Annotated in this window: 20 protein-coding genes; 13 read left to right on the top strand and 7 right to left on the bottom strand. The window is 65.0% G+C overall.

What is annotated here, in order from left to right:
• Window positions 1-41: 41 nt before the first annotated feature.
• On the bottom strand, window positions 42-1,103 hold the full coding sequence (locus tag ING15_RS05610) for a DMT family transporter (protein ID WP_206453794.1): 1,062 nt from the start codon (window positions 1,101-1,103) through the stop codon (window positions 42-44).
• 367 nt (window positions 1,104-1,470) lie between these two features.
• On the bottom strand, window positions 1,471-1,968 hold the full coding sequence (locus tag ING15_RS05605; protein WP_206453793.1) for a YciE/YciF ferroxidase family protein: 498 nt from the start codon (window positions 1,966-1,968) through the stop codon (window positions 1,471-1,473).
• Between the two features lie 223 nt (window positions 1,969-2,191).
• Here ING15_RS05605 and ING15_RS05600 point away from each other — a divergent pair, with 223 nt between their 5' ends.
• The gene (locus ING15_RS05600; RefSeq protein ID WP_206453792.1) at window positions 2,192-2,803 is read left to right on the top strand and encodes an ActR/PrrA/RegA family redox response regulator transcription factor; all 612 of its coding nucleotides are present in this window, start codon (window positions 2,192-2,194) and stop codon (window positions 2,801-2,803) included.
• A gap of 7 nt (window positions 2,804-2,810) precedes the next feature.
• On the opposite strand, the gene ING15_RS05595 is transcribed toward ING15_RS05600, so the two are convergent.
• The gene (locus tag ING15_RS05595; RefSeq protein ID WP_206453791.1) at window positions 2,811-3,326 is read right to left on the bottom strand and encodes an MmcB family DNA repair protein; all 516 of its coding nucleotides are present in this window, start codon (window positions 3,324-3,326) and stop codon (window positions 2,811-2,813) included.
• A 113-nt stretch (window positions 3,327-3,439) separates the two neighbouring features.
• A complete protein-coding gene (cueR, locus tag ING15_RS05590) occupies window positions 3,440-3,841 on the bottom strand; it encodes a Cu(I)-responsive transcriptional regulator (protein ID WP_206453790.1) in 402 nt (133 codons plus the stop codon).
• A gap of 238 nt (window positions 3,842-4,079) precedes the next feature.
• On the opposite strand from cueR, the gene ING15_RS05585 reads away from it, so the two are divergent.
• Window positions 4,080-4,826, top strand: coding sequence for a L,D-transpeptidase (locus ING15_RS05585; protein WP_408628674.1), 747 nt, complete (start codon window positions 4,080-4,082; stop codon window positions 4,824-4,826).
• Window positions 4,827-5,031: 205 nt separating this feature from the next.
• Here the strand turns inward: ING15_RS05585 and ING15_RS05580 are convergent, their stop codons facing one another.
• Window positions 5,032-5,685 (bottom strand): ceramidase domain-containing protein, encoded by a 654-nt coding sequence (locus ING15_RS05580; RefSeq protein WP_206453788.1) that lies wholly within the window; start codon window positions 5,683-5,685, stop codon window positions 5,032-5,034.
• A gap of 162 nt (window positions 5,686-5,847) precedes the next feature.
• Between ING15_RS05580 and ING15_RS05575 the strand changes: the two genes are divergently transcribed.
• On the top strand, window positions 5,848-6,405 hold the full coding sequence (locus ING15_RS05575) for a DUF2380 domain-containing protein (RefSeq protein WP_206453787.1): 558 nt from the start codon (window positions 5,848-5,850) through the stop codon (window positions 6,403-6,405).
• Here ING15_RS05575 and ING15_RS05570 read toward each other — a convergent pair.
• A complete protein-coding gene (locus tag ING15_RS05570) occupies window positions 6,402-6,842 on the bottom strand; it encodes a YqaA family protein (RefSeq protein ID WP_206453786.1) in 441 nt (146 codons plus the stop codon). The two genes, ING15_RS05575 and ING15_RS05570, sit on opposite strands and share 4 nt — an antisense overlap.
• A gap of 242 nt (window positions 6,843-7,084) precedes the next feature.
• Between ING15_RS05570 and ING15_RS05565 the strand changes: the two genes are divergently transcribed.
• From ING15_RS05565 to ING15_RS05520, 10 genes are all read left to right on the top strand, one after another.
• Entirely contained in the window at window positions 7,085-7,513 is a 429-nt protein-coding gene (locus ING15_RS05565) for a DUF2852 domain-containing protein (protein ID WP_206453785.1), read from the top strand.
• A 132-nt stretch (window positions 7,514-7,645) separates the two neighbouring features.
• Entirely contained in the window at window positions 7,646-8,398 is a 753-nt protein-coding gene (locus ING15_RS05560) for a M48 family metallopeptidase (protein ID WP_408628677.1), read from the top strand.
• Entirely contained in the window at window positions 8,379-9,044 is a 666-nt protein-coding gene (locus ING15_RS05555) for a YdcF family protein (RefSeq protein WP_206453783.1), read from the top strand. The genes ING15_RS05560 and ING15_RS05555 overlap by 20 nt, the downstream gene beginning before the upstream one ends.
• A gap of 41 nt (window positions 9,045-9,085) precedes the next feature.
• Window positions 9,086-9,763 carry a phosphoribosylanthranilate isomerase gene (locus tag ING15_RS05550; protein WP_206453782.1) on the top strand — a complete coding sequence of 226 codons (678 nt, stop codon included), beginning with the start codon at window positions 9,086-9,088 and terminating at the stop codon, window positions 9,761-9,763.
• Window positions 9,760-10,980, top strand: coding sequence for a tryptophan synthase subunit beta (gene trpB, locus ING15_RS05545; protein ID WP_206453781.1), 1,221 nt, complete (start codon window positions 9,760-9,762; stop codon window positions 10,978-10,980). Before ING15_RS05550 ends, trpB begins: the two co-directional genes overlap by 4 nt.
• Window positions 10,981-10,984: 4 nt before the next feature.
• The gene (cutA, locus tag ING15_RS05540) at window positions 10,985-11,305 is read left to right on the top strand and encodes a divalent-cation tolerance protein CutA (RefSeq protein ID WP_332873775.1); all 321 of its coding nucleotides are present in this window, start codon (window positions 10,985-10,987) and stop codon (window positions 11,303-11,305) included.
• Window position 11,306: 1 nt separating this feature from the next.
• Window positions 11,307-12,140, top strand: coding sequence for a tryptophan synthase subunit alpha (gene trpA, locus ING15_RS05535; RefSeq protein ID WP_206453779.1), 834 nt, complete (start codon window positions 11,307-11,309; stop codon window positions 12,138-12,140).
• Window positions 12,141-12,188: 48 nt separating this feature from the next.
• Window positions 12,189-13,124: an acetyl-CoA carboxylase, carboxyltransferase subunit beta gene (gene accD / locus ING15_RS05530; RefSeq protein ID WP_206453778.1), complete on the top strand. Its 936-nt coding sequence runs from the start codon at window positions 12,189-12,191 to the stop codon at window positions 13,122-13,124.
• Window positions 13,125-13,166: 42 nt separating this feature from the next.
• Entirely contained in the window at window positions 13,167-14,501 is a 1,335-nt protein-coding gene (locus ING15_RS05525; protein ID WP_206453777.1) for a bifunctional folylpolyglutamate synthase/dihydrofolate synthase, read from the top strand.
• A 99-nt stretch (window positions 14,502-14,600) separates the two neighbouring features.
• Window positions 14,601-14,999 (top strand): (R)-mandelonitrile lyase, encoded by a 399-nt coding sequence (locus ING15_RS05520; protein ID WP_206453776.1) that lies wholly within the window; start codon window positions 14,601-14,603, stop codon window positions 14,997-14,999.
• Window positions 15,000-15,107: 108 nt separating this feature from the next.
• On the opposite strand, the gene trxA is transcribed toward ING15_RS05520, so the two are convergent.
• Window positions 15,108-15,425: a thioredoxin gene (trxA, locus tag ING15_RS05515; RefSeq protein WP_206453775.1), complete on the bottom strand. Its 318-nt coding sequence runs from the start codon at window positions 15,423-15,425 to the stop codon at window positions 15,108-15,110.
• Between the last annotated feature and the right edge of the window lie 46 nt (window positions 15,426-15,471).

The following is a 15,471-nucleotide window of genomic DNA, read 5'->3' as shown; positions in this document are numbered from 1 at the left end:
GCGGCCGTCACGAACGCGCAAACGGTCCGGGTTGGCGTCGATCAGCCATGGCTATGGCGATGGTGGAGATCGGGATAATGCGGGTGCTTGTGCCGCATCGGTTCGTGCCGATGCCGGTGTGAATGCGGCTCGCTGACGAGCCCATCATGTTCGTGGGTGTGGTGGAGGTCGTGAACATGGGCGTGCTCGTGCTCCAGGGCTTCATGCGCGTGTTTGTGATCGTGCCGCTCGCTCAGATGAAGCCATAGCCCGAAAGCCATCAGCAGGCCCGCCACGGCGAATTGCGGCGAAATCCCCTCGCCCAGAAGAACGATGGCCAGGGCCGCGCCGATGAAAGGCGCCAGGGAAAAATAGGCCCCTGTCCGCGCCGTACCCAGATGGCGCAGGCCGAGCATGAACATGACGAGGCTCACCCCGACACCGAAGAAGCCGACGGCAGCCCCGGCGATGGCGAAGCCGGGCGCGGGCAGTCCCGCACCGAAGGAGAGGGCGAGGCCCAGATTGACGCTGCCGGCGACGAGGCCCTTGATCATGGCGATTTGCACCGGGTCTGCCGAGGAGAGCTTGCGGGTCAGATTGTTGTCGATTCCCCACGCCAGACACGCCCCGGCAATCAGCAATCCGCCGAGATCGATCTGCAACGCTTGCCCATTCCATGTCAGCAGCACCGCGCCGGCCAGAATGGCGAAGGCGCCGAACAACAGCCGCCGATCGACGTTTTCCCGAAAGACCAGCCACGCGATCGCCATCGTCGCCAGGCCCTCGAGATTGAGAAGCAGCGAGCCGGAAGCCGCCGACGTCAAAGACAGGCCGAACATCAGCAGAAGCGGTCCGACGCCGCCGCCCAGGACGACGACGGCCGCCAGCCACGGCAGATCATCTTTCCGTAAAGGGGCCTCGACCTGGGGCAGTTTGAACGTCAGCCGTCCGAAATGGACGGCAGCCAGCCCGAGACCCGCGCCAAGATACAAGATGCCGGCCAAAAGCCACGGATCGACGGAACCGAGCAGCAGCTTAGAGAGGGGAGCCGACGCGCCGAACAGGACGGCTGAGCCGAGCGCGAGCGGAACGCCGGGCCAAAGAGTTGAACGGTTCTTGCGCATGTCGGAAATATCTCGTGCCCCGTATAGCGGACATCGCGGCTCACGCCCTGTCGCCAAAGCAAGCCTCTTATGGGCCAATTGCTCGGGTGGACTCAAGCTGCGCGGAGCCCTGTGTTCGCGATTCGCCGAAGCCCCGAACGCCTTCTCGCCGCAAAGGACCGTCTCCGGCGATAGGGCGGCCTGCCATTCATCAAATCGGACAGGGGGCTCATTCCACCGGGAAACCGGCTTGGTCCTGCTATCCGATGTCGCGACGCTTCACTGCCCCTGAATTGCACTGTCCACCGTACGAACTGCAACGACGCGTCAAAGGCCGTCGGAAGCTCCCGACGGCCTCGCGGCATCCCTCGAATTGTGGTTGGCCAGGTCAGTCCAGTGCGGCCTTGTTGATGCCACCGACCGCCAGTTCGGTCATCGTGCGGTCGCCATGATAGGTCGCGTCGAGGCACCGCTGCAACTTGTGGGCCTCGTCCGCCAAGCCGAGGCGCGTGGCGAAGGCGACAAGGCAGCCATAGCCGGCGATCGCGTAATGCGCCATGCGTTGATATTGGCTTATGATCATCGCGTCACGCGCGTCGGGGTCGGTGATGTCTTCCTCAATGCCATGGGCGCGGGCTTCCCGGACCAGACCTTCCATGCCCTTGCAGAATTCGGCGCTGGGGTCGGCGCCATGCGCCGCGATGATGCCCTTCAGCGTCTTCAGACCTTCCTCGATGCCCGTGACGCCATGCTCGAGCGCTTGCTTCAGCCCGTCGTCGTGAGCGGCATCGACCAGTTCGCGCGTCACCTTCGCCGCCTGACTGTCCGCACTGTGAATGTCCTGAAGCTGGTCGAGATAGATGTCCTTGAGATTGGCGAGTGCCATGGGTCGATTCCTTCGTTGATTGGGTGAAGGCTAAGCGACCGATGGGTCACGAAGTTCCATCCGTGGGGTGATCCGCTTTGCGGCCGGCCGCGTACGTGTCATGCGGCTCGGCCCACGGGACGACACCTGCCGGCGGACGCTGCTGGCCCGTGCGCTCTTTCAGGCCGCGGGAACCCCCGGCGCACGCAGACCAATGCGCATTTGTGAATTCGTAGCGAAGATGATGCCGCGCCATGACACGAGAAACGGAGGAAAGCGCAATGCTGAGAGAAGGGGGGATGTCGCCCCGAATGGCTGCCGAACGCGGGATGAGGCCCAGTCGCTGCTTCTCGTCGATGATGACAGGTCGTTTCTCTTGCGCATGAGCCGGGAACTCGAACAGCGCGGCTTCGATGTGGTGTCTGCCGACAGCCTCGCGAACGGGCTGGAGCGGCTACGAGCGGGAGCGCCGGCCTGCGCGGTGATTGATCTTCGGCTTGGCGATGGCAGCGGCCTGGACCTCGTCGCGGCTCCGCAGGAGGCGCGCCATGGTGCGCGTTCGGTCATTCTCACCGGTTACGGCAACATTGCGACCGCGGTCGCCGCCGTGAAACTCGGCGCCATCGACTATCTGACCAAGCCGGCTGACGTCGAGGACATCGTGGCCGTGCTTGCGGGCAATGACGAGGCGCGCGCCGAGTCGCTGGTAAACTCGATGTCGGCCGATCGCGTGCGCTGGGAGCACATTCAACGGATTTACGAGCTTTGCGATCGCAACGTCTCGGAGACGGCGCGGCGGTTGTCCGTGCACCGGCGGACATTGCAGCGCATCCTGGCCAAGCACGCGCGGCGCTGACCCGAGATCACCCATCCGGCAGGGCGGCGGTCACCCGAGGACCAATCATCAAGGGGTTGGCTGCCCATTCCGCCTGCAGGAGGCGGTCGGCGGACAGTCGCGCGAAGCGCAGCATCAGCGCCTTGCGCGTCGCCGCCGCCATCTTCTCCTCCGGTGCGTCCCGCAGGATTTCGGCGCCATAGCCGTCCGAGACGATCAGGCCGCAGGTCAACGGAAAGATATCGCCGGGCACGCCCGGATGGGTGGCGAAATAGAGCCGGTCGCAATGCTGCCGGTAGTCCGGCCATTTCCGGTCGACGCGGAAGTCTTCAATCGAGGTCTTGATCTCCACAATCGAAAATTCTCCCTTCTGCGAAAGACAGATCAGATCGGCGCGCCGACCGGACGCCAGGGGCATTTCTGGCAGCGTCGCAACCCGTCGCGCGGTCATCAGCCGCTGGACGCCGCGGCGCACCATCAAGGCGCGCTCCGACTGGCGTCCGTCGGCAAGCGGATCGACGGGAAAGGGTGAAACGAGCGGCATCGTTCATAGATAGCCCGGGCGCATGATCGGCGACAAGCGAAAATGGAAACAAACCAGAAACAAAGGGCCAGGTCGGCGGACATCGCCCGCATTCCGAGCCCACTCGCTGGAGTCTACGCCTCTGCCCGGATCTTCCCCGCGATCTCGTCCAGGATGGGACAGTCCGGTGCCTGATCGCCATGGCATTGCTCGGCGAGATCCGCGAGCGCCCGTTTCAGCGATTTCAGTTCCGCGATCTTGCGGTCGATCTCCGCGATCCGCGAATTGGCGAGGCGTTTGACGTCCTCGCTCTTGCGGTTGGAATCCTCGTAGAGGGACAACAGCCGCCGCGCTTCTTCAATGGTGAAGCCCAAGGAGCGCGAGCGCTGCAGAAAACGCAGCATGTGCACGTCACGGTCACGGTAGCAGCGATAGCCGTTGGTTGCCCTGGCCGGCTTTATCAGCCCCACTTCTTCATAATAACGGACCGTCTTCGGCGGCAGACCCGACAACCGGGATGCTTCCCCGATATTCATGAGACGTCCTCGTTAGTGGCTGCGATCATCGCGAGATCAAGGAGATGTCGCGGTGGCCGGTCCCGTCAACTGTCACCCGGCGGCAACAAAGCGCTTGTTAACCATCCGTGTGCCAGATAGGGCCATTGCTTCAACAACCTGCGGGGCCTATCGAAGAGATGGCTTCAGATGGTCGGCAACCAGACGCGCGGTTCGCACAGCGGCCGTTTCATCCATCGCACCCAACTTGGCATTCGTTATGAAGATCAGACAGATTATCCTCGCAGGCGCTGCCATGCTGGCGGTCGCGACGATGGCGGGGTGCGCGACATCCGAGCGCGCGTCGCTCAGTCCGTCGGGCAATGCGCAGGTCGCCGCCTATGCCGCGCCCGATTCTCTCCCGACCGAAGGCAGTGCCGGCGCGACGACGAAACTCGGCTATGGCGCCGTTGTCGACGAGGGCTATGCGCTGCCCGCCATCCCGACGGACAAGATCGATCCGCAATATCTGCGTCAGCGCGTGTCCTTCGAGGAAGGCCGCCAGTACGAGCCGGGCACGGTCGTCGTCGATACGCCGAACCGGTTTCTGTATGTGGTCGAAGCCGACGGCATGGCGATGCGCTATGGCATCGGCGTCGGCCGCGCCGGATTTTCGTGGGCTGGTGAAGCCAACATTCGTGCCAAACGCTCCTGGCCGAAGTGGTTTCCGCCAGGCGAAATGATCGACCGGAAGCCGGAACTCGAGCCCTATCGCGACGGCATGGATCCGGGCCTGAGCAATCCGCTCGGTGCCCGCGCCCTTTACCTTTACCAGGGTGGCAAGGACACGCTGTTCCGGCTGCACGGAACGCCGGAATGGTGGACCATCGGCACGGCCGCGTCGTCTGGCTGTATCCGTCTGATGAATCAGGACATCCTCGACCTTTACGAGCGCGTTCCCATGGATGCGCGGGTCGTGGTGCGGCAGGGCAAGGAGCGAATGGCGGCGGGTTACGCTGGCGCCTGACTAGCCGCGCGATCGCGGCGCGACAGTTCCATAAGGCGGGGGACCGCCAAGGCCGGATGCTTCGGGGGAGGCGTCCGGCCTTTTTTTTGGGGACAGGCTCTAGTGACGGGTGCGTGTCTGGGCAATGCCATCGTTGACGGCGGGTGAGCTCGATCATTGGCGTTCTGCTCGCATTCAGCGCTCACTGACTGGACTAGATTCGATTTCATCGTGGTTTAGGCGGTGCACCGCGCACCGCCGCGACGAGCAGAAGCCCCAGAGTTGTCGCGTTCAGAATGTGCCAGAGGAAATGCGTCCCGCGTGGCCAATCCGGGCAGAGCGGCAGGTCGACCATTCGAAATGCCAGCGATGCGGTGAAGACCGCGCCGGCGGTGAACACCGGCCAGCCCTGGGGATGGTTCCGCGCGATCAGATGGGCACCGATGGCGTACAAGGCGAGAAGCCCGGGAACGTAGCCGGCCGATGATCCCAGATGTGAGGCGAGCAGCGGCTCGCCTGTCAGGGAGGCCGCGAAAAAGCCGAGCGTGCCGACAGACGCCGCCATCCGGGAGGTCCCTACGAAGCGTCGGAGTGCGAGGCCGAAATAGGCATAGATGAAAATCGCGATGGGAATGACATCGGCGAGGCTCGACCATCGGTTTGCGAAGGTGTGGAACAGAAACGAGCCGGTTCCGATGACCCCGACGAGATAGATGAGATAGAGGCTCGGCCAGTCTCGGGCCGGCGCCCGTCGCCAGTACCAGAGCCCCAACACCGCCGCGGCAAAGAATGCGATGTTGGACGATGCATTGAGCGATTCGGCCCAGAAGCCGGTCCCGATCCGCTCGCAATAGGCGTCGATGGGCGCGGTCAGGTCCATACCCTGGACCATGCCCGGTGTGGCGGGACCGCGCCAGCCGCACCGACGCGATCACCGCCGCCCGATCCGCCCCGCGACTCGACCAGGGGGCGGAATCGGGAAAATTCGTCTAGCGCGATCATTCGTCTATTTGTTCGGGGGTCTTCAGGAGGATGATGCATCATGGCGAGCCTTAATCGCGCAAAATCGTTGCCGAGTATCATCGTGGCGATGACCACCCTATTTGCCGCGCCAGCGTTTGCCGACAGTATACGCACGATAGCGGTCATCGGCTTCGACTATTCCGATTCTTCCGGCGAACCGGCGGATCAAGCCAAGGAGCACATGGCGCGGCTCGCGCTGTTTCGCGAGGAAATCCGTAACAGGGTCGATAGAGACGCGTCGTTCAAGACGATCGAACTGCCCTGCACCGAACGCTCGCGATGCAGCCGCGGGAGCACGTCGGCAGATTTGCTTCTCCGGGAAGCCCGAGCGGCCGGCGCCCACTTCCTGGTGTTTGGGTCGATCCACAAGATGAGCACACTCGTCGGCGCGGGGCGGGTCGACGTTTTGGACGTGGCAACCGACCGTATTCTTCTGGACCGCGTTCTGTCCTTTCGCGGCGACACCGACGAGGCCTTCAAGCGGGCCGCCGCTTTCGCCGCCAAGGACATCCTGCGCACACTGAACGCCAATTCCGGCGAGGACGGTATGGCGGACGACGGTCGCGGGGCTCGCTAACCGGTTGTGGCTACGGTCGCACCTGCGACCACGACATAGCGGGCGAATTTGCCGATCGCGACCAGCACGATGAACGGGACGAGCGGCACCCGCAATGTGCCGGCGATGACGGTCAGCGCGTCGCCGCCCAGCGGCGACCAGGCGAACAGCAGCGTCCAGATGCCGTAGCGATTGAAGAAGCGCGTCGATGCCTCGAGCTGCTTCGGCTTCACCGGAAACCACCGTCGATCCTGAAAGCGCAGCAGGAACCGGCCGCAGAACCAATTGACCACCGACCCCAGTGTGTTGCCGACGCCCGCGACAAGGACCAACAGCCACGGCTCCGCGACGCCTTCAATGATCAGCCCGATCAGAAGCAGCTCGGACGCGCCCGGCAGGATGGTCGCGGCGAGAAACGCGCCCCAGAAAAGGCCGAGGCAGGCCGCAAGGACGCTCAAGACCGGGCGCTTTGCGCAGCCGGTGCAAACGTCGGAACGCCCGCCATCCAGGGGCCTGGATGCTCGGAAGACATCGCCGGCGGGGCCTCGTCGCGCCCGAGAGCGCCGCGCTCGATGCCGATTTTCGTAGCCGACCGATTGAACGGGAGAGCGACTCTCACCATCTGAATACTACCGTGTCGAATTGTCGAAGCCCCCGCGATGCTTGCGCATCGCGGCCATTTTGAAAGGAAGTGACTGCGATGACTTCGCAAGCCTTGATCCGTCCGGCCTGGACGCCCGCGACCATAGCATTGATGGTGGTCGGTTTCATGATTTACTGGCCCCTCGGCCTGGCGATGCTCGCCTACATTCTCTGGGGTGACCGTTTGGAGAGCTTCCGGCGGGACGTCAACCGCTCGACCGACCGTTTCTTCGGCGGACTGAAGCGCACCGGCGCGGTCAACCCCTTCGGCGAGACCCGCACCGGCAACGTCGCCTTCGACGAGTGGCGCGAAAAGGAGCTGTCCCGCCTCGACCAGGAGCGGCGGCGGTTGAACGAGGCGGCGGCCGAGTTCGAGTCCTATGCCCGCGAGTTGCGCCGGGCCAAGGACCAGCAGGAGTTCGACCGCTTCATGGCCGACCGCCAGAACCAGACCAGCGGCCAGACCATAGACGGCCAGCCCGCCTAACCGGCCAGGCAGTGTGCATAATCGACGGCGGCGTTCTCTCGAGCGCCGCCGTCTTTCTGTCGCGTGTCGGCGGGCTCCGCTATAGGGTGGAGTCGAATCGCGGCGGTGCGTCGCTTCGCGGAACGGTGCGTCCTGCCGATGTCTCTTTTCTCCCCCCGACGGACTGGCCGCGCCCCCGCCATCCCCGAGCGTCTGGACCTTGCCGCCGGCCCGGTCCCGGTCACCGTGCGCCGCAATCCGCGCGCCAAGCGGCTGATCCTGCGGCTTGCTCCGGGCGGAACCGGAATCGTCGTCACGGCACCGCAAAAGGTACCGGCGCGGGCGATTGCGGAATTTCTCGAGCGGCATCGCGGCTGGGTGGAGGAACGCGTCGCTCGGGCGCCCGACCGGATCGCAGCAGTGGACGGCGCGACCATCCCGTTTCGGGGCAGCCAATTGCTGCTGGTCCAGGCATCCGAGCGCCGCGCCAGCCGCTTCGAGGCCGTGGAGGGCGAGGCGCATCTCTTCGTCGGCGGCGCGCCCGAGCATTTTTCCCGCCGCGTCGTCGAGGCGTTGAAGCGCGAGGCGCGGCATGATCTGCAAGTTTGCGTCGACCGCCACGCGGCTACCGTGGGTCTGCGTCCACGGGCGATGGCGCTGAAGGACACGAAAAGCCGCTGGGGCTCCTGCACCATCGATCGGCGGTTGGCCTTTTCCTGGCGGATCGTCATGGCCCCGCCGGAGGTGCTCGATTATCTCGTCGCCCATGAGGTGGCGCATTTTCGTCAGATGAACCACGGGCCGGCCTTCTGGGCGCTCTGCCGCGAGCTCTGTCCCGGCATGGACCACGGCAAGAATTGGCTGAAGCGGCACGGGGCCGGTCTGCATGCGATCAGTTTCGGGTAAATGGGTCAACAAAGCGGCGCTGGAAGCGGCTCGCATCCTCTGGACGTTCCATGCCGTCTACGACGTGCCGGCCGCCTGCGACGCGATCGTCGGCCTCGGCAGCTACGACCTACGAGTGGCTGATCGCTGCAGCGAACTCTACCAAAGCGCGATCGCACCGAAGCTCGTCCTGACCGGGTGCTCGGGCAACTGGACGGATGGGCTCTACGACACGACGGAAGCGGAAGCTTTCGCACGACGCTGTATGGCGCAGGGCGTCCCCGAGCATGCGATCCTCGTCGAACCCCAGGCGACCAACATCGGCGAGAACCTGCGCTTCTCTGGTGCTCTGCTCGGGGACCAGACCCACAGCGTCGTGATCGTCACAAAGCCGCAGACGCAGCGTCGCGTGCTGGCGGCTGTTGCGCGACAATGGCCCCGGGTTGACGCTCGGGTCACCGCTCCGCATACCTCGTTCGAAGATCAGCCGACGCGCCACCACCCTCTGGCTCTGTTGATCGACGAGATGGTCGGCGACGTTCAGCGCCTGATCGATTATCCGGCGAGGGGCTTCGCCGCAGCCGTGGAGATTCCCGCGCATGTGATGGACGCGTGGCAGTTCCTGAGGGACGCCGGCTTCGAGGGCCACCCGCCTGAGCACCAATGACACTCTCGACATTGTTGGCCTTTGATGCCACTTCGGGAGTCATGAAACTCGACGTCAAGATCTGCGGCCTGTCGACGCCCGCGACCATCGCGGCGGCGCTGGCGCGTGGCGCCAGCCATGTCGGCTTCGTGCATTTCGCCAAGAGCCCGCGCCATCTCGACATCGCGGCGATGGCGGACCTCGTCGGCTCCGTGGCCAGGCGCGCCGAGACCGTTATCGTCACCGTTGATCCGGACGACGAGCTGGTTGCGCGTTTCGCGACCGAGGTGCGGCCGGACTGGCTGCAATTGCACGGCAAGGAGAGCCCGGAGCGGGTCGCCGCGATCAAGGCGTCCACCGGCCTGAAGGTGATGAAGGCGCTGCCGGTCGCCGAGGCCGGCGACCTTGCCGCGATCGCGGATTATCTACACGTTGCCGACCGTCTGCTGCTGGATTCCAGGCGGCCGAGGGGCTCCAACCTTCCCGGCGGCAACGGAGTCGCTTTCGACTGGCGGATTCTCGCCGGCCTTGACCCGGCTTCGCCCTACATGCTTTCCGGTGGTATCGACGCCGAGAACGTCGTCGATGCCATCCGCATCGCGCGGCCGTCGGGCATCGACGTGTCGTCCGGGGTGGAGAGCGCGCCCGGCGTCAAGGATGTCGGTCGCATTCATTCCTTCTTCGACGCGCTGGATCGTCTCCGTATGGAGGAGCCGGCGAGAAAGGCCCGTGCCTCGTGAACCAGCCGCTGACCCCGAACTCGTTTCGCGCCGGTCCCGACGAGGACGGCCGCTTCGGTCATTTCGGCGGGCGTTTCGTCGCCGAGACGCTGATGCCGCTGATCCTTGACCTCGAGGACGCCTGGAAGGCGGCGAAGGCCGATCCGGCGTTCAAGGCCGAGCTCGACAATCTCAACACCCATTACACCGGCCGGCCGTCGCCGCTCTATTTTGCCGAGCGGCTGACCGAAAAGCTTGGCGGCGCGAAAATCTATTTCAAGCGCGACGAGCTGAACCACACCGGCTCGCACAAGATCAACAACTGCCTCGGCCAGATCCTGCTCGCCAAGAAGATGGGCAAGACCCGGATCATCGCCGAGACCGGGGCCGGCCAGCACGGCGTCGCGACGGCGACGGTCTGCGCCCGCTTCGGCTTTCCCTGTGTCGTCTACATGGGCGCGACCGACGTCGAGCGGCAGTCGCCCAACGTCTTCCGCATGAAGCTGCTGGGCGCGGAGGTGATCCCCGTCACCTCCGGCCACGGCACGCTCAAGGATGCCATGAACGAGGCGCTGCGCGACTGGGTGACCAATGTGGATTCCACCTATTACCTGATCGGCACCGCCGCCGGTCCGCATCCCTATCCCGAGCTCGTCAGGGAATTCCAGAGCGTGATCGGCCAGGAGGCGAAGGAACAAATGATGGCGGCCGAGGGCCGGCTGCCGGACATGCTGGTGGCCGCCGTCGGCGGCGGCTCCAACGCCATCGGCCTGTTCCATCCCTTCCTCGACGACAAGGACGTGGCGATGGTCGGCGTCGAGGCGGGCGGCAAGGGGCTCGACGGCGAGGAGCATTGCGCCTCGCTGACCGCTGGCTCGCCCGGCGTCCTGCACGGTAACCGCACCTATCTCTTGCAGAACGAGGACGGCCAGATCAAGGAGGGCCACTCGATCTCGGCCGGGCTCGACTATCCGGGCATCGGGCCGGAGCATTCCTGGCTGAAGGAAGCCGGCCGGGTCGAATATGTCCCGATCATGGACACCGAGGCGCTGGACGCTTTCCAGATGCTGACCCGTGTCGAGGGCATCATCCCGGCGTTGGAGCCGGCCCATGCTCTCGCGGAAGTCGTCAAGCGGGCGCCGAAGATGGGCAAGGACCAGATCATCTTGATGAATCTGTGCGGCCGCGGCGACAAGGATGTGTTCACGGCGGCCAAGCATCTGGGCGTGGAGTTGTAGGTTCGTGACGAGCATCGTCGAAATCCACGTGACCTGCCCGACGCTCGAGGTGGCGCGCGAACTGTCGCATGCGCTTCTCGACGGCCGGCTTGTGGCCTGCTGCAATATCGGCAAGGAGGTGGACAGCCGTTATCTCTGGCAGGGCAAGAAGGAGCGGCACGACGAATGGCCGTTGACGGTCAAGACCCGTGCCGATCTGTTCGATGCTTGCGCGAAAGCGATCCGTGCGCAACATCCCTACGAGACGCCCGCGATCGTCGGTTTTGCCGTCGAGCATGTGGACGCGGCGACCGCCGAGTGGATCGCCGAAGTGACGAAAGCCTGACATGACCACACGCATCGAAGACCGGTTCCGGGCGCTGTCCGCAGAGAACCGTCCCGCCCTTGTCACCTTCGTCATGGCGGGCGATCCGGACCATGATACCGCGCTTGAAATCGTCAGGGCGCTGCCCGGCGCCGGCGCCGACATCATCGAGCTCGGGATGCCGTTCTCCGATCCGATGGCCGACGGTCCGGCGATCCAGAAGGCCGGCCTGCGCGCCCTGCAGGCCGGCGAAAGCTTGAAAAAGACCTTGGCGATGGTCGGCGCCTTCCGCGAAAGCGACACGACGACGCCGCTGATCCTGATGGGCTACTTCAACCCGATCTACGTCTACGGCGTCGAGCGCTTCGTTGAGGACGCGCTGGCCGCCGGGGTCGACGGTCTGATCGTCGTCGATCTGCCGCCCGAGATGGACGACGAGCTCTGCCTGCCGGCCCTGGACAAGGGCCTCAATTTCATTCGCCTCGCGACGCCGACCACCGACGACAAGCGCCTGCCGGCGGTTCTGAAGAACACCTCCGGCTTCGTCTATTACGTTTCGATTACCGGCATCACCGGCTCGGCCGCGCCCGACGCGGGCAAGGTCGCCGCCGCGGTCGGACGCATCAAGGGCCACACGAACCTGCCGGTCTGCGTCGGCTTCGGCGTGCGCGGCGCCGAACAGGCCCGCGAGATCGGCCGGGCGGCCGACGGCGTGGTCGTCGGTTCGGCGCTGATCAACGCCATCGAGGCGTCGCTGACCGACGGCCGTCCGGGAGCCGGCACGGTGACGGCCGTCACCGATCTGGTGCGCGATCTTGCCGGCGGCGTTCGCGCCGCCCGTCTTGCGGATGCGTGACCGGACGACCATCTGCGAACAACCCTTGTCAATCGGAACAGCCGCGCCGTGAACTGGATCACCAACTACGTCCGCCCCAAGATTTCCAGCCTCCTCGCCGCGCGCGAGGTGCCGGAAAACCTTTGGATCAAGTGTCCGGAGACCGGCGAGATGGTCTTCCACAAGGATCTGGAGGCCAACCAGTGGGTGATCCCATCCTCGGACTTCCACATGCGCATCCGCGCCAGGGACCGGCTGAGGAACTTCTTCGACGACGGCGTTTTCGAGACGATCGAGCTGCCGAAGGTCGCGATCGATCCGCTGAAATTCCGCGACTCCAAGCGCTATGTCGATCGCCTGAAGGAGTACAAGGCCAAGGCTGAGATGGACGACGCCGTGATCGCGGCGCGGGGCGCGATCGAGGGCCTCCCGGTCATGGCGATCGTCCAGGACTTCGCCTTCATGGGCGGCTCGCTGGGGATGGCCGCCGGCGAGGCAATCATCAAGGGCTTCGAGACCGCGATCGCGGAAAACCGGCCGCTGGTGCTGTTCGCGGCCTCCGGCGGGGCGCGAATGCAGGAGGGCATCCTGTCGCTGATGCAGCTGCCGCGCACCACCGTCGCGGTGGAGATGCTGAAAGAGGCCGGGCTGCCCTACATCGTCGTTCTGACCAACCCGACGGCCGGCGGCGTGTCGGCATCCTACGCGATGCTCGGCGACGTCCATATCGCCGAGCCGGGCGCGGTGATCGGTTTTGCCGGCGCCCGCGTCATCGAGCAGACGATCCGCGAAAAGCTGCCCCAGGGCTTCCAGCGCGCCGAATATCTCATGGCCCACGGCATGGTCGACATGGTTGTCCACCGGCATGAACTGAAGGCGACGATCGCGAATTTGGCCAAGCTGTTGACCAAGACGCCCGTCGATATTGCGGCGCGCATCGAGGATGAGCCGGAACCGACAGTCGAGCCCGAGACCGCGCCGTCCGAGCCGCAGCCGGCCGCCTGAATCGGTTTTGCATCCGCTCATGCTCTCGCGTAATTCTCATCCATGACCACGACCTCACTGGCCACGACAGAGATCGAATCCCTGATGCTGAAGCATCCGAAGGGCTTCGACCTGTCGCTCGACCGCATTCGCCGGCTGCTCGCCGATCTTGGCGACCCGCAACACCGTCTGCCGCCGCAGATCCATATCGCGGGAACCAACGGCAAGGGATCGGTCACGGCCTTTTGCCGGGCGATCCTGGAGGCCGACGGCCGGGCGACCCACGTCCACACCTCGCCACATCTGGTCAATTGGCATGAGCGCTATCGGATCGGCCGCTACGGCCAGCCCGGTGCGCTTGTCGACGACCGGCTTCTGGCCGACGCCGTCGTGAGGGCCGCGGCCGCCAATGGCGGGGAAATGATCACCGTCTTCGAGATCCTGACGGCGGTCACCTTCCTGCTGTTTTCCGAGCAGCCGGCCGATGTCGCGCTGATCGAGGTCGGTCTCGGCGGGCGCTTCGATGCGACCAACGTCCTGGAAAAGCCGGCCGCGACCGTGATCACGTCGATCTCGCTCGATCACCAGTCCTATCTCGGCGATCGGGTTGAACTGATCGCGGCGGAAAAAGGCGGAATCATCAAGCCAGGCGTGCCGGTCATCGTCGGCCAGCAGGGCGAAGCGGTCGCTCTCGACGTGCTCACCTCCATGGCCGATCGCGCCAACGCGCCGCTGCTGGTCTATGGCCAGGACTTCTTTGCCTATGAGGAGCATGGCCGGCTGGTCTATCAGGACGATACGGGGCTTCTCGACCTGCCGATGCCGCGGCTTCCGGGCCGCCATCAGCTGATCAACGCGGCAACCGCGATCGCCACGCTCCGCCATGCTGGATTCGGCCCCAGCGACCAAGCGATCGAGACGGGTCTGGCGCAGGTGGAATGGCCAGGCCGCATGCAGCAGATCGCCTCGGGGCCGCTCTATCGCGCCGCCTTCCCCGGCTCCGAGCTCTGGCTCGACGGCGGCCACAATCCCGGTGCTGGCGCGGCGATAGCCGAAACTCTCGCCGACATGGAGGAACGGGTGTCGCGGCCGTTGTTCCTCATTGCCGGAATGATCAACACCAAGGACCCGATGGGCTTTTTCGAGTCGTTCGCAGGGATCGCCCGGCATGTGTTCACCGTGCCGGTGGAAGCATCCGACGCCGGCATCGACCCGAGCGAACTGGCCGAGGCAGCGATCGCGGCAGGGCTCGACGCCGAGCCCTGCGCGACGGTGGAGGAAGCCATCCGCCTGGTCTCGTCGGCCTGGGACAGCGACCGGGCGCCGCGCTTTCTCATTTGCGGTTCGCTCTATCTGGTCGGGGATGTGCTGGCCCAGAGCGGTCTCGCGCCGCGCTGAGAGAGCCGATTTTCGGCGCCCGACGGGCACCGCCTTGGAAGGGTGGCCGCCCCGCAGGACGAGGAGGCCGGTCGATCGTGGCAAGGCAGGGAGAGAAAGATGGAGATCAAGCGTCGCGGGACCGTGCCGACCCGCCGGGTACCGGCGGACTATTTCACCGGCACCGTCTGGCAGGACCCGATCATCGAGGCGCCGGAGCCGTCGCGACTGCGGGCGGTCGTGGTGATGTTCGAACCGGGCGCGCGGACGGCGTGGCACACCCACCCGCTGGGACAGACCCTTTACGTGACCGCGGGTACGGGCCGGTTCCAGACCTTCGGCGAACCGATCCAGACGATCGGCGCTGGCGACGTCGTCTGGATTCCGCCCGGCGAGAAGCATTGGCATGGCGCCGGGCCGGAAACGATGATGACCCACATCGCCATGCAGGAGAGCCAGGATGGCGGCGCCGTCGACTGGCTCGAACACGTCAGCGACGAAGAATACGCCGAAGCGTGAGGATACTCGGTCGGCAACGGTCGGATCGTTTCACGTGAATCGCAAAAAGCCCGGACGATCCGCCCGGGCCTTGTCTGATTCACGTGAAACGCGCGACGCCGAAAGCGTTCAGGCGGAGGCCTTGATCCAGTCGACGAGCTTCGACTTCGACTGGGCGCCGACCTGGACGGACGCCGGCTCGCCGTTCTTGAACATCATCAACGTCGGGATCGAGCGGACACCGAACTGCGCCGCGATGTCCGGGTTCTCGTCGATATTGACCTTGGCGATCCGGACATTGTCCATCTCGTTGGAAATTTCCTCGAGGCTCGGCGCGATCATCTTGCAGGGGCCGCACCACTCCGCCCAGAAGTCGACGACGACGGGCTTGTCGCTCTCCAGAACGTCGGTCTTGAAATTGTTGGTGTCGATCTTTGTCGTGGCCATCAGGCGGCTCCCAAAATCCTTGTTCGAGACACAGGTAGAAGGGGTG

It is taken from the genome of Aurantimonas marina (genome assembly GCF_017183135.1).
Lineage (GTDB): Bacteria > Pseudomonadota > Alphaproteobacteria > Rhizobiales > Rhizobiaceae > Aurantimonas > Aurantimonas marina.
The sequence above is the reverse complement of the archived record's forward strand: the minus strand, read 5'-3'. Positions and strand labels throughout refer to the sequence as shown.

Excerpts from the sequence above, each read along its gene's own strand:
- cueR (WP_206453790.1), bottom strand. The coding sequence starts at position 3,841 with ATGAATATCGGGGAAGCATCCCGGTTGTCGGGTCTGCCGCCGAAGACG.
- trpA (WP_206453779.1), top strand. The coding sequence starts at position 11,307 with ATGACCACACGCATCGAAGACCGGTTCCGGGCGCTGTCCGCAGAGAAC.
- ING15_RS05520 (WP_206453776.1), top strand. The coding sequence starts at position 14,601 with ATGGAGATCAAGCGTCGCGGGACCGTGCCGACCCGCCGGGTACCGGCG.
- ING15_RS05580 (WP_206453788.1), bottom strand. The coding sequence starts at position 5,685 with ATGGACCTGACCGCGCCCATCGACGCCTATTGCGAGCGGATCGGGACC.
- ING15_RS05550 (WP_206453782.1), top strand. The coding sequence starts at position 9,086 with ATGAAACTCGACGTCAAGATCTGCGGCCTGTCGACGCCCGCGACCATC.
- ING15_RS05600 (WP_206453792.1), top strand. The coding sequence starts at position 2,192 with ATGCCGCGCCATGACACGAGAAACGGAGGAAAGCGCAATGCTGAGAGA.
- ING15_RS05595 (WP_206453791.1), bottom strand. The coding sequence starts at position 3,326 with ATGCCGCTCGTTTCACCCTTTCCCGTCGATCCGCTTGCCGACGGACGC.
- ING15_RS05525 (WP_206453777.1), top strand. The coding sequence starts at position 13,167 with ATGACCACGACCTCACTGGCCACGACAGAGATCGAATCCCTGATGCTG.
- ING15_RS05555 (WP_206453783.1), top strand. The coding sequence starts at position 8,379 with ATGCGATCAGTTTCGGGTAAATGGGTCAACAAAGCGGCGCTGGAAGCG.
- ING15_RS05585 (WP_408628674.1), top strand. The coding sequence starts at position 4,080 with ATGAAGATCAGACAGATTATCCTCGCAGGCGCTGCCATGCTGGCGGTC.
- ING15_RS05610 (WP_206453794.1), bottom strand. The coding sequence starts at position 1,103 with ATGCGCAAGAACCGTTCAACTCTTTGGCCCGGCGTTCCGCTCGCGCTC.
- ING15_RS05575 (WP_206453787.1), top strand. The coding sequence starts at position 5,848 with ATGGCGAGCCTTAATCGCGCAAAATCGTTGCCGAGTATCATCGTGGCG.
- ING15_RS05605 (WP_206453793.1), bottom strand. The coding sequence starts at position 1,968 with ATGGCACTCGCCAATCTCAAGGACATCTATCTCGACCAGCTTCAGGAC.
- ING15_RS05565 (WP_206453785.1), top strand. The coding sequence starts at position 7,085 with ATGACTTCGCAAGCCTTGATCCGTCCGGCCTGGACGCCCGCGACCATA.
- trxA (WP_206453775.1), bottom strand. The coding sequence starts at position 15,425 with ATGGCCACGACAAAGATCGACACCAACAATTTCAAGACCGACGTTCTG.